18 protein-coding genes are annotated in these 20,927 nt (G+C 71.5%); 8 read left to right on the top strand and 10 right to left on the bottom strand.

Translation table 11 applies throughout. The features are described 5' to 3' along the window. Positions 1-35 precede the first annotated feature (35 nt). On the bottom strand, positions 36-863 hold the full coding sequence (locus ACIQNU_RS38435) for a TIM barrel protein (protein ID WP_401375679.1): 828 nt from the start codon (positions 861-863) through the stop codon (positions 36-38). A 134-nt stretch (positions 864-997) separates the two neighbouring features. On the opposite strand from ACIQNU_RS38435, the gene ACIQNU_RS38430 reads away from it, so the two are divergent. The 7 genes from ACIQNU_RS38430 (at position 998) to ACIQNU_RS38400 (ending at position 6,887) form a co-directional block, all read left to right on the top strand. Beyond that, positions 998-1,285, top strand: coding sequence for a hypothetical protein (locus ACIQNU_RS38430; RefSeq protein ID WP_401375676.1), 288 nt, complete (start codon positions 998-1,000; stop codon positions 1,283-1,285). Positions 1,286-1,338: 53 nt separating this feature from the next. Next, positions 1,339-1,659 (top strand): helix-turn-helix domain-containing protein, encoded by a 321-nt coding sequence (locus ACIQNU_RS38425; protein WP_401375742.1) that lies wholly within the window; start codon positions 1,339-1,341, stop codon positions 1,657-1,659. 153 nt (positions 1,660-1,812) lie between these two features. Further along, complete coding sequence (gene uraD, locus ACIQNU_RS38420; protein ID WP_401375674.1) at positions 1,813-2,325, top strand: 2-oxo-4-hydroxy-4-carboxy-5-ureidoimidazoline decarboxylase; 513 nt, start codon at positions 1,813-1,815, stop codon at positions 2,323-2,325. Beyond that, positions 2,322-2,744 carry a hydroxyisourate hydrolase gene (uraH, locus tag ACIQNU_RS38415; RefSeq protein WP_401375671.1) on the top strand — a complete coding sequence of 141 codons (423 nt, stop codon included), beginning with the start codon at positions 2,322-2,324 and terminating at the stop codon, positions 2,742-2,744. Before uraD ends, uraH begins: the two co-directional genes overlap by 4 nt. A gap of 7 nt (positions 2,745-2,751) precedes the next feature. Then, positions 2,752-3,720, top strand: a complete 969-nt coding sequence (pucL, locus tag ACIQNU_RS38410) for a factor-independent urate hydroxylase (protein WP_401375669.1) — start codon at positions 2,752-2,754, stop codon at positions 3,718-3,720. 43 nt (positions 3,721-3,763) lie between these two features. Next, positions 3,764-5,149: an 8-oxoguanine deaminase gene (locus tag ACIQNU_RS38405; RefSeq protein ID WP_401375666.1), complete on the top strand. Its 1,386-nt coding sequence runs from the start codon at positions 3,764-3,766 to the stop codon at positions 5,147-5,149. 361 nt (positions 5,150-5,510) lie between these two features. Further along, entirely contained in the window at positions 5,511-6,887 is a 1,377-nt protein-coding gene (locus ACIQNU_RS38400) for a nucleobase:cation symporter-2 family protein (RefSeq protein WP_401375739.1), read from the top strand. 120 nt (positions 6,888-7,007) lie between these two features. Here ACIQNU_RS38400 and ACIQNU_RS38395 read toward each other — a convergent pair whose 3' ends face one another. The 6 genes from ACIQNU_RS38395 to ACIQNU_RS38370 form a co-directional block, all read right to left on the bottom strand. Further along, positions 7,008-7,898: a chitosanase gene (locus tag ACIQNU_RS38395; RefSeq protein WP_401375663.1), complete on the bottom strand. Its 891-nt coding sequence runs from the start codon at positions 7,896-7,898 to the stop codon at positions 7,008-7,010. Between the two features lie 118 nt (positions 7,899-8,016). Continuing rightward, positions 8,017-10,233 carry an alpha-N-acetylglucosaminidase gene (locus ACIQNU_RS38390; RefSeq protein ID WP_401375661.1) on the bottom strand — a complete coding sequence of 739 codons (2,217 nt, stop codon included), beginning with the start codon at positions 10,231-10,233 and terminating at the stop codon, positions 8,017-8,019. Positions 10,234-10,590: 357 nt separating this feature from the next. Next, on the bottom strand, positions 10,591-11,010 hold the full coding sequence (locus tag ACIQNU_RS38385) for an acyl-CoA thioesterase (RefSeq protein ID WP_401375658.1): 420 nt from the start codon (positions 11,008-11,010) through the stop codon (positions 10,591-10,593). 115 nt (positions 11,011-11,125) lie between these two features. Continuing rightward, positions 11,126-11,773: a hypothetical protein gene (locus tag ACIQNU_RS38380; protein WP_401375655.1), complete on the bottom strand. Its 648-nt coding sequence runs from the start codon at positions 11,771-11,773 to the stop codon at positions 11,126-11,128. A 112-nt stretch (positions 11,774-11,885) separates the two neighbouring features. Further along, complete coding sequence (locus ACIQNU_RS38375; RefSeq protein WP_401375652.1) at positions 11,886-12,485, bottom strand: histidine phosphatase family protein; 600 nt, start codon at positions 12,483-12,485, stop codon at positions 11,886-11,888. A 101-nt stretch (positions 12,486-12,586) separates the two neighbouring features. Then, positions 12,587-13,795, bottom strand: coding sequence for a pyridoxal phosphate-dependent aminotransferase (locus ACIQNU_RS38370; RefSeq protein ID WP_401375649.1), 1,209 nt, complete (start codon positions 13,793-13,795; stop codon positions 12,587-12,589). Positions 13,796-13,887: 92 nt separating this feature from the next. Between ACIQNU_RS38370 and ACIQNU_RS38365 the strand changes: the two genes are divergently transcribed. Beyond that, the gene (locus ACIQNU_RS38365) at positions 13,888-14,544 is read left to right on the top strand and encodes a winged helix-turn-helix transcriptional regulator (RefSeq protein ID WP_401375646.1); all 657 of its coding nucleotides are present in this window, start codon (positions 13,888-13,890) and stop codon (positions 14,542-14,544) included. A gap of 222 nt (positions 14,545-14,766) precedes the next feature. On the opposite strand, the gene ACIQNU_RS38360 is transcribed toward ACIQNU_RS38365, so the two are convergent. From ACIQNU_RS38360 to ACIQNU_RS38350, 3 genes are all read right to left on the bottom strand, one after another. Beyond that, a complete protein-coding gene (locus ACIQNU_RS38360; protein WP_401375643.1) occupies positions 14,767-15,645 on the bottom strand; it encodes a hypothetical protein in 879 nt (292 codons plus the stop codon). Continuing rightward, entirely contained in the window at positions 15,645-16,919 is a 1,275-nt protein-coding gene (locus ACIQNU_RS38355) for a VWA domain-containing protein (protein WP_401375641.1), read from the bottom strand. The genes ACIQNU_RS38360 and ACIQNU_RS38355 overlap by 1 nt, the downstream gene beginning before the upstream one ends. Positions 16,920-17,122: 203 nt before the next feature. Next, a complete protein-coding gene (locus ACIQNU_RS38350) occupies positions 17,123-20,479 on the bottom strand; it encodes a S8 family peptidase (RefSeq protein WP_401375638.1) in 3,357 nt (1,118 codons plus the stop codon). Positions 20,480-20,927: the final 448 nt, after the last annotated feature.

Raw genomic sequence — 20,927 nt, 5'->3', positions numbered from 1 at the left:
TGGCGGGTCTACGTCTCACGCCCTGGCGGGTTGCCTCAGGCGCTGGTGGGCAGCCAGTCGAAGGTGTCGGCGGTCGGGCGGTCGCCGGCCTTGTACTCCAGGCCGACCCAGCCGTCGTAACCGGCCTTCCGTAGTTGGTCGAGCAGCCCTTCCAGCGGCAGTGAGCCGGTGCCGGGGGCGCCGCGGCCCGGGTTGTCGGCGATCTGCACATGGCCGGTCCTGGTGGCGTAACGCTCGATGACCGAGGGCAGGTCCTCACCGTTCATGGCCAGGTGGTAGAGGTCCATCAGGAACCGGGCGTTGCCCAGTCCGGTCGCGGCGTTCAGCCGGTCCATGACCTCGACGGCCCTGTCGGCGCTGACGATCGGGCACAGCGGCGACTCGGGCGCGTTCAGTGCCTCGATCAGCAGGACCGCGCCGACGCGGTCGGCGGCGCGCGCCGCGAGCGTCAGGTTCTCCAGGGCGAGCGCGTCCTGCTCCGCCGGGTCCACGCCCTCGACCCGGTTGCCGTACAGCGCGTTGAGCGCCGTGCAGCCGAGCGACTGCGCGAAGTCGGCGGCGACGTCGACATTGGCGCGGAACCGCTCCGACTCGGCGCCGGGGATCGACAGGGCGCCCCGGTCGGGGCCCGGGAGCTGTCCGGCGTAGAAGTTCAGGCCCACCAGTTGGACGCCCGCGTCCTCGATCGCCCGTTTCAGGGCGTTGAGCGCGGACCGCTCGGGGGTGGGTGCGTCGACCCAGGGCCACCACAGCTCGACCGCCGTGAAGCCCGCGTCGGCCGCCGCGGCCGGGCGCTCCAGGAGCGGGAGTTCGGTGAAGAGGATCGACAGGTTCACATCGAAGCGCTGGTCGGGGTATCCCATGAGAAGCGCGGCGCTCCTTCCGTATCGCGGAAGTTCAATTCTGCTTACCGGAAGATTGCCGCCGAAGCTCGGGGCTTGTCAAGGGGGCCAGGAGGGGGCTGCCGGAAAATCCGGGGGCGCAGTAGGTTGTGCGGGTGAGATTGCGCGTGGAGTTCACGACCGAGCCCTTCGATCTCGACGAGGCGCCGGGGCACGCGGTGGTCGCCCGCGAGGTCGTCCAGGGCGCCGGCCTCGACGCCGTCGACGTGGGCCCCTTCGGCAACACCGCCGAGGGCGGCGCCGACGCCGTCCTCACGGCCGTCGACGCGCTGCTGCGCCGGACCCTCGCGGCGGGCGCCACCCGCGTCTCGCTCCAGGTCAACGTCATCGCGGACCCGGAATCGAACCCGGAGTCGGCCCCGGATGCCGAGGGTGACCGGTGACCGGGTCGGCCGACGACGCCTTCGTGGCCGCCGTCAAGCCCCTCGTGGACGCCATGGGCGGCGAGATCGTCCCCCCTGACCAGGCGGGCGACGACGACGTGGTGCTCGCCTGGGCGGGCGAGGACGTCATGGCCGTACGGCTGCCTCAGCTCGCGGACTCCCTGGACCACATCCTCGCTGCGCTGGAGCGCAAGCACGGACAGCCGCTCGCCGGACTCGACCGCAAGGCCAAGCAGCAGGTCGTCCGGGCGCTTGAGGCGCGCGGCGCCTTCGCCGTCCGCCACGGCGTCGAGACCGTCGCGGGCGCGCTCGGCGTCAGCCGCTTCACCGTCTACAACTATCTGAACAGGGAAAACGCCGCCAAGGGCGAGTAGAACGGCGACTGGAACGGCGACGTTTTACGTCAACCAAATTTTTCAACAAAGTGTTGACGCCGTGTTTCCGCTGGCGTTAGCTGTGCGCAGCCCGTCCAGCATCAGCACCAGCACGCACCAGCACGCACCAGCACCAAGGCCACGGAGGCTCCCGTGACGTCGTCCTCGACACCGGGCACCGCCCGGTTCAACGCCCTGTCGGAGGAAGCGGCCACCGCCGTCCTTCACGAGGTGTGCGCCTCTTCGGCCTGGGGGAGCGCCCTGCTCGCCCAGCGCCCCTTCACCACCGCCGACGCCCTGTTCACCGCGAGCGACGCCGCCATGGCGGAGCTGACCGAAAAGGACCTGGCCGAGGCGATGGCGGGGCACCCGCCGATCGGGCGCCCCACCCCCGGCGACCCCACGTCGTCACGCGAACAGAGCGGGATGTCGGGCGCGTCCGACCGGCTCAGGGCCGAGATGCTCGCACTCAACCTCGCCTACCAGGACCGGTTCGGCCATGTGTTCCTGATCTGCGCGACCGGCCTGACCGGCGAGCAGTTGCGGGACGCCGTCAGGGAACGCGTCGGCAACCCGCCGGAGCGCGAACGCGAGATCGTCCGCACCGAACTCGGCAAGATCAACCGCATCAGGCTGACCCGACTCCTCGAAGGGGAGAGCGCATGAGTACGGACACCCGCCCGGACATCCGCCCGGACGCCACGGCGTCGGTGTCGACCCACATCCTCGACACCAGCGCGGGCCGCCCCGCCGCCGGAGTCACCGTCTCGCTCGCGGCCCGGCCCGGCCCCGGCGCCGACTGGGTGGTGCTCGGCGCGTCCGCGACCGACACCGACGGACGGTGCAAGGACCTGCCGGCGCCGCCGGCGGGCACCACCCACGTCCGGCTCGACTTCGCCGTCGAGCCGTACTTCGAGAAGAAGCGAGCCGAGGCACAGCAGGACGCCCCCGCGCATCGGGACAGCGGCGCGCCCGGAGTGTTCTTCCCCGAGGTGGCGATCGTCTTCGCCGTCGCGGAGGGCGAGCACTTCCACGTACCGCTGCTGCTCAACCCGTTCGGCTACTCCGTTTACCGAGGGAGCTAGCAGACACATGACCGACACGTCCCGCCGAGACCGCGCCGCCGCCCGCCCCGTGATGCTCGGTCAGAACCAGTACGGCAAGGCCGAGAACCGCGTCGTCAAGATCACCCGCGACGGCGACACGCACCACATCAAGGACCTCAACGTCTCCGTCGCCCTCTCCGGCGACATGGAGGAGGTCCACTACTCGGGCTCCAACGCGAACGTCCTGCCGACCGACACCACCAAGAACACGGTGTACGCGTTCGCCCAGGAGTACGGCATCGAGTCCGCCGAGCAGTTCGGCATCCACCTCGCACGGCACTTCGTCACCTCGCAGGAGCCGATCCACCGGGCCCGTATCCGGATCGAGGAGTACGCCTGGGAGCGCATCGAGACCTCCGACGCCTCCTCGCGGTTCATCGGCGCCGACGAGGTCAAGCACTCCTTCGTCCGCCAGGGCCAGGAGACCCGCACCAGTCAGATCACGTACGACGGTGAGCGGTGGGAGGTCATCTCGGGCCTCAAGGACCTCACCGTGATGAACTCCACCCACTCCGAGTTCTGGGGCTACGTCAAGGACGAGTACACGACGCTGAAAGAGGCGTACGACCGCATTCTGGCGACGCAGGTCTCGGGGCGCTGGCGGTTCAACTGGACCGACGACGCCGCGCACATGCCGAACTGGGAGAAGTCGTACGCGCAGACCCGCAAGCACATGCTCCAGGCGTTCGCGGAGACCTACTCGCTCTCGCTCCAGCAGACCCTCTACCAAATGGGCGCGCGGATCATCAACAACCGCTCCGAGATCGACGAGGTCCGCTTCTCGCTCCCGAACAAGCATCACTTCCTGGTCGACCTGGAGCCGTTCGGGCTGAAGAACGACACTGAGGACGGAGCCGTCTACTTCGCCGCCGACCGGCCCTACGGACTCATCGAGGGCACCGTCCTGCGGGACGGCGCCGAACCGCTGATCCCCACCGACCTGACCAACCTCTGACGGCCCGGCCGTGTCCCCCACGCCACTCACCGAAGGACGCACCATGGCAGCAACGGCGGCCCAGCGCCTCGTCATCGAGAACTGCGCCATCGCCACGGTCGACGCGGACGACACCGAGTACGCATCGGGTCATGTCGTCGTCGCCGGCACCCGGATCGAGTCGATCGGGCCCGGCCCGGCGCCCGAAGGGCTTCAGAACGTGGTCCGCCGTGTCGACGGCACCGGCCATCTGCTCACCCCGGGCCTCGTCAACACGCACCACCACTTCTACCAGTGGATCACCCGCGGCCTCGCCACCGACCACAACCTCTTCGACTGGCTCGTCGCCCTCTACCCGACCTGGGCCCGGATCGACGAACCCATGGCGTACGCCGCCGCGCAGGGCTCCCTCGCGATGATGGCCCGCGGCGGCGTCACCACCGCCATGGACCACCACTACGTCTACCCGCGCGGCGCGGGCGACCTGTCCGGCGCGATCATCCGCGCCGCGTCCGAGACCGGCGTCCGCTTCACCCTGGCCCGTGGCTCGATGGACCGCGGCACCTCGGACGGCGGACTGCCGCCGGACTTCGCGGTGGAGAGCCTCGACGGCGCGCTCGCCGCCACCGAGGCGACCATCGACCAGTACCACGACGACTCCTTCGACGCGATGACCCAGATCGCCGTCGCACCCTGCTCACCATTCTCCGTCACCACCGAACTGCTCAGCCAGGGAGCCGAGTTGGCCCGCCGCAAGGGGGTACGGCTGCACACCCACGGCTCGGAGACCGTGGAGGAGGAGAAGTTCTGCCACGAGCTGTTCGGCATGGGCCCCACGGACTACTTCGAGTCCACGGGCTGGCTCGGCGACGACGTGTGGATGGCGCACTGCGTCCACATGAACGACTCCGACATCGACGCCTTCGCCCGGACGCGGACCGGTGTCGCGCACTGCCCCTCGTCCAACGCCCGGCTCGCCGCCGGCATCGCACGCGTCCCCGACATGCTCGCCGCCGGCGTCCCCGTCGGCCTCGGCGTCGACGGCACCGCGTCCAACGAGTCCGGCGAACTCCACACCGAACTCCGTAACGCCCTGCTCATCAACCGCCTCGGCAGCCACCGCGAAGCCGCGCTGAACGCCCGCCAGGCGCTGCGGCTCGGTACCTTCGGCGGCGCCCAAGTGCTGGGCCGCGCCGAGCAGTTGGGCTCCATCGAGGCGGGCAAGGTCGCCGACCTCGTCCTGTGGCGCCTGGACACCCTCGCGCACGCCTCCATCGCCGACCCGGTGACCGCCCTGGTCTTCGGCGCGGCGGCCCCGGTCACCCTCTCCCTCGTCGGCGGCCGTCCGGTCGTCGAGGACGGACGGCTGCTGCACGTCGACGAGGACGCCGTCGCCCGCTCCACGCGGGACGAGGCGCGCCGCCTCGCGCGGATCGCCGCCGAGGGCTGACCTCCCCGGAAGTCCGGCCGAGGGGGACGGCCCTCGACCGGTCTCCGTGGACCCGAACCGGGCTCACGGCAGCCGTGTCCGGGGAGCGCGCATGGACGTGCGCGCTCCCCGGAACGGTCACACCGTCCCAGTTTCCGGTACGGCGATCCGTACCGCGTTCCAGCAGGTCACCGCACATGACTCGCGTCCCTCGCACCACCTCCCTGACACCCGCGTCACCGACGACGCGTAACCGACCGGAGGAGCCGCCGTGGCCGCACAGCCCAGGTTTCGCAACGCTGCAGTGAGCAACGACGCAGTGAGTAACGACGCAGTGAGTTCAGCGCAGCATCCGGTGGATCAGAGGCTTCCGCCGCTGAAGATGGCGACCAGCGGCCTTCAGCATGTGGCCGCCATGTACGCGGGCGTGGTCGCCCCGCCCCTGATCGTCGGCGCGGCCGTGGGGCTCTCGCCGACCGAACTGACGTTCCTCACCGGGGCCTGTCTCTTCACGGCGGGTCTCGCCACCTTCCTCCAGACCATCGGCGTCTGGAAGATCGGCGCCCGGCTGCCGTTCGTCAACGGGGTCACCTTCGCGGGCGTCGCCCCCATGCTCGCCGTCGTGGACTCCACCCGGGACAAGGCCGACGCGCTCCCCGTCATCTTCGGCGCGGTCATCGTCGCCGGTGTCCTCGGCTTTCTGGCGGCGCCCTTCTTCAGCAAGGCGATCCGCTTCTTCCCGCCCGTGGTCACCGGCACGGTCATCACCCTGATAGGTGTCTCGCTGATGCCGGTCGCCTTCGGCTGGGCCCAGGGCCCGGATCCGGCGGCCAAGGACTACGGCTCCACGACCTATCTCTCGCTCGCCGGGATCACCCTCGTCATCGTGCTGCTGCTGCGCCGCTTCACCCGGGGGTTCCTCAAGCAGATCGCCGTCCTGGTGGGCCTCGTCCTCGGCACGCTCGTCGCGATCCCGTTCGGCGTCACGGACTTCGGCCCTGTCGCGGACGCCGACGTCGTCGGTTTCCCGACGCCCTTCCACTTCGGCGCCCCGCAGTTCGCCGCCGCCGCGATCGTCTCCATGTGTGTGGTGATGGTGGTGTCGATGACCGAGTCGACCGCCGACATGCTGGCGCTCGGCGAGATCGTCGGCCGCCCCGCCGACGAGAGGACGATCGCGGCCGGGCTGCGCGCCGACACCCTCGGCTCCGCGGTCAGCCCGCTGTTCAACGGCTTCATGTGCAGCGCGTTCGCCCAGAACATCGGCCTGGTCGCGATGACCAGGATCCGCAGCCGGTACGTCGTCGCGACCGGCGGTGGCTTCCTCGTCCTGATGGGCCTGTGCCCGATGGCGGCGTCGCTCATCGCGGTGGTGCCCCGGCCCGTGCTCGGCGGCGCGGGTGTCGTGCTGTTCGGATCGGTCGCGGCGAGCGGTATCCAGACGCTGGTCAAGGCAGGTCTGGACAAGGACAACAACGTCCTGATCGTGGCGGTCTCGCTGGCCGTCGGCATCATCCCGATCACGGCCCCGGAGTTCTACCACGCCTTCCCGGAGACCGCGAAGATCATCCTCGACTCCGGGATCTCCACCGGCTGTGTGGCGGCCGTCGTCCTGAATCTCCTCTTCAACCACCTCGGCGGGGGGCGGGACGCCGACGAGGTCACGGCGCCGATGGAACCGGCGGGAGAGCTTTCGGAACGGCGGGGGGCGCCGGACACTTCGGTGGCCACGGGGACTTCGGCGGCCGGCTCCCACTGACCTGCCCGTACTGGAAGCCGTACGGAAAAGGGGAGCGGCCCGAGCCGCGCTCGGGCCGCTCCCTTCATGGCGCCGCCTCGGCCACACCCGTCACCCGGCGCCACGACCCGGTGGTAGGCGTCAGCCGATGTGGAAGCTGTCGCCGTAGACCTTCCAGTCCAGCGGCGGATCCAGGTTCAGATTCCGCTTGTTGAGGAAGACGCGCTGAGCCGTGTCGACGCGGCTCGTGTCGGAGTGGGCCTCCTCCTGCTTCATCGCCCAGACCCGCGCGTCGAGGAACGCGTTCAGCCAGGTGACCTCGGAGCCGCCCTGGGACGGCGGCTTCGCCTTGCCGAGCGCCCGCTTGCGGATGTTGCTGAAGCTGGTGCTGTCGCCGCCGTCGCCGTGCATGACGATGGCGTCGTAGTACGTGAACTGCCCGAGGACACCGACCCGGTCGGCCTTGCCCTGGCTGACCGACGGGTTGAAGTACACCCGGTCCCGCTCGTCATTCTGGGCCTGCTGGAAGACGGTGTCCTGCGCCGCCTTCGCCCAGTCCTTGGTGAAGTTCGGGTCCAGACCGGCGTGCGAGTCGGTGCCGTCGACGTTCCGCAGCGCCGGGAGGTACTTCTGCAGGACGTTGCCCGGCTTGCGCTGCGCGTACAGCTCCACGAGGTCCAGCATGTCGCCGGTGCCGGAACAGAAGCCGATGATCCCGGCCGTGTAGCCGCGGCCGTCACCGATGTCCTCGATGTACTTGTACTGCGCCTTCCAGTCCAGCGAGGAGTTCTCCGCGCTGGACACGAGCTTCATGGCGATCTCCTTCTTCGCCGGGTCGTCGAGTCCGATGGCGGCGGTGGCCGTGGTGCCTTTGGCGGACGCGGTGCCGGCTGCCGCCGGGGTGCCGGCCGGGGCCGCGGTGGCGATCTGCCCTGCCAGGCTCGGCGCGGCCAGCAGGGACGCTCCCAGGACGGCGAGCAGGGCGCGGCGCGTGGTGCGCCGCTGAGGGGCGTGACGGTGGGGGGTGTTCACGAGACCTCCAACGAGAGGGAGTGGGGCTCCGCAATCTGTTAGGAAACTTTCCTACCAGAGCGCAGGCGTGACGTATACCCGTCAAGAGAAGGTCGGTTCAGATCGTGACCGGGCCCTGTCAGCCCCGCGCGAGCCGGTCACGCACCTGAACGGCGATCCGATACGTGCTCCCGGACGGCCGATTCGCGAGCCGCCCCGGGTTCCGGATCCAGCGGTCCTCCAGCGCGTACCAGTCGATGGCCTGTGGCTTCTTCCCGGACTTCAGGACGGTACGCAATTCCGCGAAGTACGTTGCCCAGCGCAGCCGGTACAGCCCGCCGACCAGCCCGGCCCACTCGCGGTTGGCGTAGTCGCGCAGCCCGGCGTCGGCGCCCGCCCGGGTGCCCCACAAGGTGACGAGCGACAGCGCGTCGTACGCGAGCCGGTCCCGCTCCGCCGCGTCCGCGCCCCACGCCCGCGCCTCGGCGACCCAACGCCCCAGCAACTGACCGGAGTCCGTGGCGAGCAGCCGCTCCAGGAGATCCATCAACGCCAGCCACTCGTCCGCCAGTCGCCCGAAGGCGCCCGCGTCCCCGGCCTCGTACGCCGCCCTGATCCGGGGCAGCAGGACCCGCCCCCGGTCGGCGAGCGCCTGCCGCGCCACGTCCAGCAGATCGCGGCGGTACGCCGACGACGTACGCAACGCGGCCCGCACCGCGAGGAGTTCGCCGAGGGCGGGTGCGAAGTCGGCCGGGTCGTACCGCGTCTCCTTCGGCGACCAGGACGCCGCCCTGGCCGCCGTCAGCGAGGGCCGCGCCCCGAACAGGCAGTCGGCGCCCTCGCTCCAGCCGTCGGCGCGCTCCGTCCCGTACACCGTCCGGCGCAACCGGTCCCAGGCGGCCGTCGCGTGCGGGTCCGCTCCGCCGTACCGCGCCCGCGCCCACTGCCCGAACCACGCCGGCAGGTCCAACCCGCCCTCGGTCCAGGCGAGTTCGGAGAACAGCTCGAAGGCGGCCGGGTTGTTGTCGGCGGCCTCGGGCAGCAGCGCGATGCCCCGCAGCGCACTGCCGGGGCGGGTGCGCCACGCCTCGTAACTCCGCGCCCACTCGGCGGTGTTCGCGCCGAGCGCGGTGTGCCCGCCGAAGTTCCAGATCGACCCGTACGCGTACGGTGTGCCGCCCCAGTCGGACTCGCGGTCGGTGGCCTGCGGAGAACGGTCCGAGAGCCCGTCCACGACGAGCAACCGCTTCTTGTCGACCGCCTCCACGATCTCCTTCGGCGGATTGGCCCGCCAGCCGAGCAGCACCCAGACCGCGTCCGGATGCGCCTTCCACAGCGCGTCGCCGACCCGCCGGGCCGCTTCCCCGACGGGCACGTCACCGGGCCGGCCGCCCTCGTGCAGCAGGTCCGCCTTGTACAGCGTGGACGCGCCGAACATCTCGTCCTGGATCCGGTAGTACGCCGCCGCCACCCGCGCGAACACCTCGGTCCTGGGATCCAGCCAGTCGGGCCGCCGGAAGCCGTACCAGTCGCCCTGCGGGATCGTCCGGGCGCCCGGATTCCGCCCGGCGAACCCGGGCGGCACCATCCCCGACCAGCCGGGCAGCACCGGCACCATCCCCAGCTCCCGCACCCGCCCCGCGATCCGCCGCCCCAGCGCGGCCCGCGCGTCGAGGAGGTGGCGGGAGACCGGGTACGGAAAGCCGGCCAGGTTCTGGAGCAGCCACCAAGGCTGGTGCGCGGGCCCCGGAATCCAGCGGCGCAGCTCCTCGTCCCCGAGGCCGAACTCCTGGAACACGCGGTGGTACAGGGCGTCCGCGCCCGCGTACACCAGGACCTCGTTGTAGCCGTGCAGCGCGAGCACGTCCAGCTCACGCTCCCAGTACGACCAGTCGCGGTACGGGCCCGTGTAGGCGTCGCTGGTGTCGTTGAGGGCGAACCGGTGCGGGACGTTCGCCCGGCGGGTGAGCGTGGAGCGCGGGGGCGCGGGCAGCTCGGCGGGAAGGTTCAGCTGCTCGCCCGCCCAGGTGATGTTGGCGTGCGCCACCTGCTTCAAATACCAGCGCAGTCCGGCCAGTTGGACCGCCGGAGTGGTACCCGCGACCGTGACACGCCCTGCCTCGCCCGACACCTGGAAGACATCCGCGCCGCCCGCCGCGCGCGGCAGACTCCGCAGCGCCACCTGGTCCGAGTGCCGGGGCAGCAGCCGGCGGACCGCAGCCGCCGCGCCGCGCGGGGCGCCCTTCGCCGGGGCCCCGGCGTCCCCGGTCCCGACTCCGCGCGCGCCACAGGCCACGGCGCTGACCCCGGCCGATCCGGCGAGAGCGGTGAGGAGCGTACGGCGGGGGAGCGGCATGGCGTCTCCAACGGGGTGCGGGCGGACCGACGTGGGCACTCTCGGCGCTCCGGACGGAGGTCGAGACCCTGTGTATCGGCCGCACCGGGCCGGAAGGTGAACGCCCGGTGCCCGCACCCGCGCGGCTCATCCCCCTTGCGGCGCCTGACAGGGCCGCGCCGATGGCAGCCGCCCGGTGAAGTACGAGGTCGGCGGTACGCCCATCAGGGTGCGGAAGTCGGCCGCCATGTGGGACTGGTCGTAGAACCCGGTGGCGGCGGCGAGCTGCGCCCAGCCGGGCGAACGACCACCGCAAGGCGTTCACAGCGCCCTCGCCGGACTGACCTGCCTCTCTCCGTCCGGTCCGAGCGCGCGGCCCTACAGCCCCAGGACGTCGGGTGCCGAGGCCAGGGCCTTGAAGCGGGCCGCCGGGTCCGGCAGCAGGCGGCGCTCCTTGAGGTCCAGCAGTCCGCCGGCCGACGTCAGTTCGGCGGCGACCGTGCCGTCCGCCTTCGTGATCGTCTGCGTGATACGGAAGCTCTTGCCCTGCCCCCAGTCGAAGACGCAGGTCACCCCGACCGCGTCGCCCGCGCGCAGTTCACGGAGGTAGCGGATGGTCGTCTCCAGGACGACCGGCCCGACGCCCGCCTCCACCATGTCGCTCTGCCGGATACCGGCCTCCTGGAGGATCGACCAGCGCGCGTGCTCCGCGTACTGGAGATACACGGCCTGGTTGAGATGCCCTTGGGTGTCCGTCTCATAGCCACGGACGACGACCTGCACGCTGAACCCGGACACGGTGGTCCTCTCTGCACGGGGGGTACTTTCGCGGTACCCAGGGGGTGGTGGCTGAGCGCTTGCTCAGCCCGTCGACGGTGTCAACCCGCCGGGGCTGCCCGGCATTCCGGGCCCGTCACACTCTCCGTGGCGACGCCAGCAGATAGCGGCGCCCACCGGACCGCCGGGGATCCGTGTACTCGCCGGCCTGCCAGCCCGCCGCTTCGAGCGCCGCCGCGCAGGCCAGGAGCGCGGAGGGGTCGGGGGCGTGCACCGCAACGGCCTCCGGCTGGGCGGTCCCCGTCACCCGGTACCCGTCGTGACCGGTGCCGGCCGGGCGGCAGCCCGCCGCCTCCAGGGCGAGCGCAGCCGCTGGTATCAGATGGGTCCGCTCCCACGCGCACGGCCGGTCCACGGCACCGTCGGGATGGGTCATGCGCCGCATCTCCAGGAGCCCCTGCCACGCGCTGTGCACCTCGCGCGCCCGCGCGGGCCCGCCGTCCCCCGACGGCTCACCGCCGACCCGGGCGGCGAAGACCCTGGACGGCGCGGCCGGGGGCTCCGGCGCGGGCTCGGGCACCGGCACCGGCTCGTCGGCGGGCCGGTCGCGCCACGCGTGTCCCGCCGGGGTCAGGAACCAGTCGTGCGGCGGCCGTGGATGCCGGAACGCCAGCCGCAGCCGCACCAGCGCCACCAGTTGGGTCTCGGTCCCGCGCAGGCGTCCGGTCACCGGGTCGGCGGAGCGGATGAGCCGCAGCTGCGCGGCGGTCGGTGGTCGTGCCATGGCTGCCTCCCTCGTGACCGTGCCCACGAGACCCCCCCCGGACCGTGCCCACGGTCACGGGACGCCCGGAGATTCCCCCTGAGTCCCCGCGCGGCACCTGAGCCCTCGCAGACTACGACCCGGGTCTGACATTCCAGCCGGCGAGGACGTGCCGCCCGTGTTCGGTGCCGAGCCGGCCGATCGTGCCCGTCGCGAGCTGGAACAGGGCGCCCGCGGACGGCGGCAGGCCGAGGCGCCGCGCGGTCAGTACGCGCAGGAAGTGGCCGTGCGAGACCAGGACGACACTGCCCTCGTGGTCGGCGAGGGCCGCCTCCGCCTTCGTCAGCATCCGGTCGGCGCGGGCGCCCACCTGCTCCGGGGTCTCGCCGGGATGCTCGGGCGGCCCGGGGGCGACCCCGTCGTCGAACAGGAACCAGTCGGGCCGGGTGCGGTGGATGTCGGAGCTGGTGACACCCTCGTAGCCGCCGTAGTCCCATTCGCACAGGTCGGAGTCCACGCGGACGTGTTCCAGGCCGGCCAGTTCGGCGGTCTCCCGGGCACGCTTCATGGGGCTGCTGAACGCGCAGCCGATGCGGTGCGAGGTGAGCAGCGGGGCGAGGGAGCGGGCCTGCGCCCTGCCGTTGTCGGTGAGCGGAAGGTCCGTCCAACTGGTGTGCTGCCCGGAAAGAGACCATGCGGTCTCTCCGTGCCGGACGAGGAGAAGATCACCCATGCGTCCTTCCTATCACCGGACCCGTGGCACGCCGGGGCGGATCACTGACGGGTTCACTGGCGGAGTCACTGACGGGTTCGCCGGCGGAGTCACTGACGGGGTCATTGGCGGTAGCCGCCGAGGAACCGGCCGATCCGGCTGATCGCCGCGTCCAGGTCGTCGGCGTGCGGCAGCGTGAGGATGCGGAAGTGATCGGGGCGCGGCCAGTTGAAACCGGTGCCCTGCACGACCTGGATCTTCTCGCGCAGCAGCAGGTCCAGCACGAACTTCTCGTCGTCGTGGATCGGATGCACCTTGGGGTCGATGCGCGGGAACGCGTACAGCGCGCCCTTCGGCTTCACGCACGACACGCCGGGGATCTCGTTGAGCTTCTCCCACGCGCGGTCCCGCTGTTCGCGGAGCCGGCCACCGGGCGCGGTCAGCTCGCGGATGGACTGGCGTCCGCCCAGCGCGGCCTGGATCGCGTACTGCGCGGGCGCGTTGGCGCACAGCCGCATGGAGGCGAGCATGGTCAGCCCCTCCAGATAGCTCTTCGCGTGCTGCCGGGGCCCGGTGACCACCAGCCAGCCGGAGCGGAACCCCGCCACGCGGTACGTCTTCGACAGGCCGCAGAAGGTCAGTACGACCAGGTCGGGGGCGAGCGCGGCGGCCGAGTGGTGCACCGCGTCGTCGTAGAGGATCTGGTCGTAGATCTCGTCCGCGAAGACCATCAGATGGTGGCGGCGGGCCAGGTCGAGGATGCCCTCGACGATCTCCTTCGGATACACCGCGCCGGTCGGGTTGTTCGGGTTGATGAGGACGACGGCCTTGGTGCGGTCGGTGATCTTCGCGGCCATGTCGTCCAGATCGGGGTACCAGTCGGCCTGTTCGTCGCAGAGATAGTGCACCGCGCGCCCGCCCGCGAGGGTCGTGACGGCCGTCCACAGGGGGAAGTCCGGCGCCGGAATGAGCACTTCGTCGCCGTCCTCCAGGAGCGCCTGGACGGCCATCGACACCAGTTCGGAGACGCCGTTGCCGAGGAACACGTCGTCCACGCCGACGTCCAGACCGATGCCCTGGTAGCGCTGGGCGACCGCACGGCGGGCCGACAGGACGCCCCGCGAGTCCGTGTAGCCGTGCGCCTGCGGGAGCATCCGGATCATGTCCTGGACGATCTCCTCGGGCGCCTCGAAGCCGAAGAGTGCCGGGTTGCCGGTGTTCAGGCGCAGGACGCTGTGGCCCGCCTCCTCCAGCGCGTCGGCGTGCTCGATCACCGGGCCCCGGATCTCGTAACAGACCTCGCTCAGCTTGCTCGACTGCCGGAACTCCATGCGCTGGCCTCCCAGACCTCTGCCCCTGCGTGTTGCTTGGTTTTACCAAGTAGCCGCTTGGAAAGTCCAACGACTTGGCTAGACTGCGGCGTATGCCACGTCAGCCACGACCCCCGGGCCGCCGCAGCTACGACCAGTACTGTGCCGCCGCCCGCGCCCTGGACGCCGTGGGCGACCGCTGGACCCTCCTCATCGTCCGGGAACTCCTCGGCGGACCCCGTCGTTACACAGACCTGCACGCCGATCTCCCCGGCGTCAGTACGGACATGCTGGCCACCCGTCTGAAGGACATGGAGCGCGACGCGCTCGTGGAGCGCCGCCGCCTCCCGGCGCCCGTGTCCGCGTCCGTGTACGAACTGACCGTCCGCGGGCGGCGGTTGCTGCCCGTGCTCCAGGCGCTGGAGGAGTGGGGCGCGCCCGCCCTGGACGACCGGCGCCCCACGGACGCCGTCCGCGCGCACTGGTTCGCGCTGCCGCTGCGGCGCGCGCTGAGCGGGCTCGGCGGTGCGGGGGTGGTGGACGTGCGGCTGGACGAAGGGGAGTTCCACGTGCGCGTGGGCCCCGGTGAGCCCCACGCGGCGTACGGCGACGGCCGCGCCCCGGAGGCCCCGGACGCCCGGCTCGTCCTGGACACCGGGACGTGCGTGGCGGTCGGACGGGGGGACCTGTCGCTGGAGGACGCGGTGCGGGAGGGGCGGGTGGAGGTGGAGGGGGAGGGGGAGTTGGCGAAGCTGTTGCGGGGGTCTTGAGGTGGGGCGGGTGGGGCGGGTGGGGTGGGCGGGAGGGGAGGGGGAGGGCCCCAGGACGCGGGGAAGGACTCCGGGACGCAGCGGGTCTGCCGCTCGGATTGCCGACCAGACCCGAGGCGACCCGCCCCGCGCGCGTGGAAGTGCGTCGCGGCGGGGCGGGGCGGGCCCGGTGGGTTGTGGCGGTGGTGCGGTGGTGCGGTGGTGGAGTGGTGCGGTGGTGGGTCAGGCTCCCGGTGTGCCGCGTACCGGGCGTACGCGGCCCCGGGTCAAGGCGTGGCCCGCGACTCCCGCCAGCGCGGCCAGGACACCGCCGCCGGCCGTCCACAGCCAGCGGTCCGTCCACCAGCCGGATGCCCAGCCGTCGTCAGGTTCGCCGCCGGCCAGGGTGGCGGCCTCTGCCGTCGGTGCCCCTCCGGCGTCCGACGCCAGGGAGACGCCCGGTACCAGCGGAGTCGACAGCTTCCCGTCCACGGCGTACGAACCGCCCACGTCACGGGAGACGGTCTCGACCTCGGCACGGACCGGGAGCCCCAGTCCGTCGGCGTCGACCCCGACGGCCGTCAGCCGGATGTAGTACGTGCCCGGCAGCGGATCGTTCGCCCACTGCTCCGCCCACGCGCGGACCGGCCGCAGGGTGCAGGACAGACTCACCGAACCGGCGTCGACGGCGCGCGACTGGACGCCGTACATGCACGCCTGGCGGCGCCTCAGTCCGTCGTACACATCGACCCGCCAGGTCGATGCCGCCTTCTCGCCCGCCGCGTCGGGGAGTTTCACGGTCGCGCGCACGGTGGGGCGGGTGCCCGCGTCCGCCGGGAACGACCAGTACAGGTAGTCGCCCGTGGAGCCGCTCGCCGTGGCGCGCTGATCCGGACGGATCTCCGTGGCGGTACGGAAGGAGGTACCCGCCTCGGTGGGCGCCGCGTCCGAACCGTCGCTCGCGGACGGGGACGGCGACGCGTCGGCCGCCGCCGGAAGGGCGCCGGGGCCCAGCAGAAGCCCGGCGGCGAGCAGCGCGCCCGACAGGGCGGACACCCGCGACAGGGCCGACGGGCCGGACCGGAACCGTCCGGGACGTGCGAAGAGGTGTGTGAGAGACATCAGTTGGTCCTCCAGACGGCGACACGCGCGCGGGAGACGAAGCCCCACAGGACACCCGCGAGGAACCCGGTCACGACCAGGGCGCCCAGCAGCCACCAGCCACGGCCCAGTCCGAACGCGGCGACGTCGGACGCCTCGCCCGGACCGTCCACGACATCGACGGTCAGCTCCACCGGCAGACCCGGCGAGGTCTTCACCCCCGGCGCCACCGAGAAGGAGTGCGCGACCTCCAGACAGACCGTCACGGCGGCGGGCTTGTCCATGTCGGCGTCGTCCCGCTCCGGCTCCGGATACCGCAGCCCCGTCGAGATGACATCGGTGCGGCCGTCCCCGGCCTCCGAGCCCCGGACGATCTCCCGCCCGTGGACGGTGACGGCGCGCATCAGTACGCCGTAGTCGGGGCCCACGGCACGGTCGGCCGCGACGCTCACGGACGCGCGCAGCTCCTGTCCCGGCATGACGTCGACCCGGTACCAGCGGTGCGTGCCGAACGCGGCGCGGTCCGTGTACAGACCGGGCTTGACCTGCGGCGCGTCGGCGCAGCGCGGGGCGCCCTCGACGGCGACCGGCACCACCACGGGCTCGGCCGCCCGGTCGACCAACTGGCCCACACGGTCGGTGAGTTCGTCCTTGTGCCGGATCGACGTGTACGTACCGCCGGTGGCCTCCGCGATACAGCTCAGCTGCTCGCGGGTCTTCGCGTCGGGGACCAGACCGAGGGTGTCGATGGTGAGGTGGATGCCCTTGGCGGCGATGTCGCGCGCCACCTCGCACGGGTCGAGCGGCGCGCAGGTGTCCTCGCCGTCGCTGATCAGGACGATGCGGCGCGAGCCCTCGCCGCCCTCCAGGTCGTCGGCGGCCTTCAGCAGGGCGGGCCCGATGGGCGTCCAGCCGGTGGGTGCGAGCGTCGCCACCGCCGTCTTCGCCTCGGTACGGTCAAGCGGCCCCACCGGATACAGCTGCTGGGTGTCCTTGCACCCCTCCTTGCGGTCGTCGCCCCGGTAGGACGCGCCGAGGGTGCGGATGCCCAGCTCGACCTCCTCCGGGGTGGCGTCGAGCACCTCGTTGAACGCCTGCTTCGCGGCGGCCATCCGTGACCCGCCGTCGATGTCCCGGGCCCGCATCGAACCGCTGACGTCCAGGACGAGTTCGACCTTGGGCGCGGGCAGGTCCGCGGACGGTTCGTCCGCGACGGCGTCGGCCGGTATCAGCCCGACGCTCAGGGCGGCGGCGAGGGCCCCGAGGCCCGCCGCCAGCCGTAGTCTTGTGATCATCGCCGGATCCTATTGATCACCGGCCGCGCGATCCAATCGCCGGAACAACGCCTGACATAACGGCTGACGCGACGACTGACACAGCGACCGACGCGACGCCCGACCGTTCAGTGAACGCACATGCGAACGTGCCGGAAAGCGTCCTCGACCGCTTCCGCTTTCCGGCACGTCCTGGTCACGCGAAATTCATCACCGCGGCAACATCACTTGCCGTAGTACGCGTGGTGGATCGTCAGTGTCGACTTGTTGCCCTGCTTGTCCGTGACATCGGCGAGGAACGAGATGCTCTTGTCCTTCGCCGGGTTCTTCACGGAGATCCTGCCGTTGTCGACCTTGACGGGCTGCCAGGTCTTCCCGTCGTCGTAGCTCACGGACACGGTGAGCGACTTGAGGTTCTTCCCGGCCGCCGAGCCCTGCACGACCACCGGGACCTGGACCGACTTGCCCGCCGGGGCGCGCGAGGCGAGGTCGACGGGCGCCGCGAAGCGGACCGTGGACACCGGCAGCGCCGTGGTGGCCGCGACCTCCTTGGAGCGGAACGTGAAGCCGGCGTCGATGCGGGTGGAGGCCGCGGCGACCGCCGCCGGACGTTCGACGGAGGTCGTCAGCCGGTACTCGGCGTCGGCGGAACCGACCGTGAACGGCACCTGGCCGCTCAGCGGGTCGTCGTTCTCGGCGACCTTCACGCCGTCGCGGTACAGCACCGACGTGGCCGAGGTGTACGCCGAGCGGCCCAGGTTGCCCTTGCCGTCGCTGAACAGCGGCACGGCCCCGACGAGTTGCTGCTCGCCCGTGGCCGGGTCGGGTGCGGTGCGGAAGACGCCCATGTTCTCGCCCAGAAGCGGACCGAAGACGCCGACGTTGAACGTCTCCTGGTACGTGCGGCCGGTCTCGTAGCGCTTCGGCGCCGGCATCTCGTAGGCACCGTCGAAGGCCGGGTAGCCCCACTGGTCGGGCGCGCCGAGCTGGTTGACCCTGGTCAGCCACTTCACGCCGTCGGCAGTGGAGACGTAGAAGGTGCGCGTGCCGGGCGCCGGCTGCGGCGCCGAGAACCCCGTGCCCTCCGGCGCGCCCGGCAGCTGCGGGAACGGCGACGCGAGGGCGGTCTTCCCGGGGGCGGAGGCGCCGACGGCGACCTTGAGCGTCGCCAGTTCGTTCGCCTTCACATGCTTGGTGTAGCCGGTCGCGACCTGCTGCGGCTTGTCGCCGAAGGCCACCGAGTACTGCGAGGAGGCGTCCTTGACGAAGTGCGCGTCCCAGGTCTGCAGGAGCGAGCCGTCGGTGACGGCCGGACCCACGTGTGCGGTACGGAAGTTGGTGAATCCGCGCAGGACCCAGCCGTTGCCGACGCGGCCGATGTCGGTCGCCTGCTCGTAGTACGTGCTGCCGTAGTCGGCCGTGCCGATGCCGGGCACGGTGATGTCCACCGGCTTGGTGGTGCGGGCGTCGGCGGTGACCGTGGTGTCCCCGGAGATGTCCAGCTTCGGCTGCGCGATCCAGTCGGTGCCCTGGGTGAGGTCCGACGGGTCCTGGTAGACGGCGGTGCTGAGCGTGTACGAGCCCTTGGGTACGCGGATCTTGTAGGTGCCCGATTCGTTGTCGATGCGCGCCTGGAAGCCCTTGCCGAGGCCGGCGACGCCGATCAGGGTGCTGACGGAGTTACGCGCGTCGGTGCCGTCGCGGTCGATGGTCCTCAGCGTGAGGTCGTAGGACTCCGCCTCGCGGACGGCGACCGCGGCCGTGCGGACGGACTGGCCCGCGCCGGTGGCGGTGACGTACCCCGAGAAGGTGCCGTCGGTGTCGCCGATGCTCGTGTCGGCGGTCAGGTCGACCTCGGCCCTGCCTCCGGCGGGCACGGTCAGCTTGGTGGCGCCGAGCGTGAAGAACCCGGCCGGGGCCGGCTTGCCCGCCGCGTCCACCGTGGACACCGACAGGTCGAGGGTGACGTCGGCGGTCCCGAGGTTGCGGTAGCCGAGCTTCCGGGTGACGGGCCTGTCGTCGGTGTGCGGCCACTGCGCCATGCCGAAGTTCAGCGAGACCGGATCGGCGATCACGCTCTGGGCGAGCGCCTTGTCGACCTGGACACGGCCCGAGCCCTGCTGGTGGGCGGTGTAGTCGCCGCCCTTGGCGGACGCGGTCAGCGCGCCCTTCAACTCGGCGGACTTCCAGCCCGGGTGCCGCTGCTTCAGGATCGCCGCGGCGCCCGCCACATGGGGCGTGGCCATCGAGGTGCCGTCGATCTGGAGATAGCCGGGGGCCGGGTGCGGAGTGCTCGGGCGGGTGTCGATCTCGCTGCCGGGGGCGGCGGCTGCGGTGATGGCGACGCCGGGCGCGGTCACGTCCGGCTTGACGGCGCCGTCACCGACGCGGGGGCCGACGCTGGAGAAGGGCGCCAGCTTGTCGTCCTTGTCGACGGCGCCGACGGTCAGTGCGGCGTCCGCGCTGCCCGGCGAACCCACCGTCGATTCGCCGTACTCACCCTCGTTGCCCGCCGCGACGGCGAACAGGACGCCCTTCTCGGCGGACAGCCTGTCGACCGTCGCCTCCAGGGGGTCGACGCCCGGGGAGTCCGGGCCGCCGAGGCTGAGGTTGATGACGTCCGCGCCCTCGGCGGCGGCCCACTCCATGCCGGCGATGATGCCGGAGTCGTCCCCGAACCCCTCGTCGTCCAGCACCTTGCCGCTGATGACCTTGGCGCCGGGTGCGACACCCTTGTACGTCCCGCCCGACTTGGCGCCCGTACCGGCGGCGATCGACGCGACATGGGTGCCGTGTCCGACGCGGTCCGCGGTGTCGGGCGACGCGGAGAAGTTCTTCTCCCCGACGACCTGGGTCTTGAGGTCGTCGTGGGTCTTGTCGACGCCGGTGTCGAGGACGGCGATCGTGACGCCCGTGCCGTCGTATCCGGCCGCCCACGCCTTGTCGGCGCCGATCTGCCGGACACTGCGGTCCAGGCTCGCGGTGCGTATCCCGTCCAGCCACACCTTGCCGATGCCGGACGCGGTGGCGCGCAGGCCGTTCTTCCGCCGGTCGGTCAGCGCCTCCCACAGCGTGGGTACGTCGTCCCGCGACGTACGGATGGCGTCGGCGCCGATGGTGGGGAACGTGCGCCGCACCCGGGTGTCGCCGGCCGACCGGACATCGGCCCGTGCGGCTGCGGCGCCTTCGTCGTACTGCACGATCAGTTTGAGCCCGTCGCCATGGCTCTTGCGCAGCAGCGGGTCGGCGAGTTCGCCGATGTCGAACAGCCGCTGGTCCAGCTTGCCCGTGGCGATCAGGCGCTGTGCGTCGCCGGGCACCACGAGGGTGTGGTCCTTGACGCGCTGCACCTGCACGGGTATTCGCTCACGGCCCTTGGCGGCTTCGAAGCCCACCACTTGGCCCTTGGCGCCGACCACCACACGGTCGCCGGTGATGAGCTGGATCCGCTGGTCGCCGCCGAGGCGTGGGGTGTTCGCCGTGGCCGTGTGCGCGGCGGTCGCTGTCGTGGGGCCGGTCATGCCTGCCACGAGGGCCACCGATGTGGCCGCCGCGACGGTGAAGGCGTGTGCTCTCTTCACATGTACGCGCAAGTCTCCCCCAGGAGCTTGGGATGGAGGCGAGCGGGCGTCGTCCACCGTGGGCGGAACGGCGCCCGCCGCCGGTCAGCGCAGTATGTGAGGTGAGGGATTCGTGATCAACGAGGGGGCAGGAGTGAAGAACTGAGGCGTGTGATTTCAAGACATCTTTGAAGAAGTCGAGTTCCAGGGGAGCCGGAGCGCGGCCGTCCCGGCGGTCACCCGGCGGCGGCTGCGGGGCAGTGTCCTCGACGACCGGCACATTCACGGACGGAAGGTGCCCGTCCAATTGGCCGTATCCGTACCCGGAGGGAACCTGTCGCCGTCCGGGCACGTGAGCGCGGCTGCCCTGCGGCCGTCCTGCCCATCGGACAAGCGTCCACCGGACAGGCAATTCCCGTGTACGACTGCGTGTTCGGATAATCAGTAAATCGGTCAATGTGAAAGTACG

The sequence above is a fragment of the Streptomyces sp. NPDC091292 genome (assembly GCF_044757265.1).
Taxonomy (GTDB): domain Bacteria; phylum Actinomycetota; class Actinomycetes; order Streptomycetales; family Streptomycetaceae; genus Streptomyces.
The sequence above is the reverse complement of the archived record's forward strand: the minus strand, read 5'-3'. Positions and strand labels throughout refer to the sequence as shown.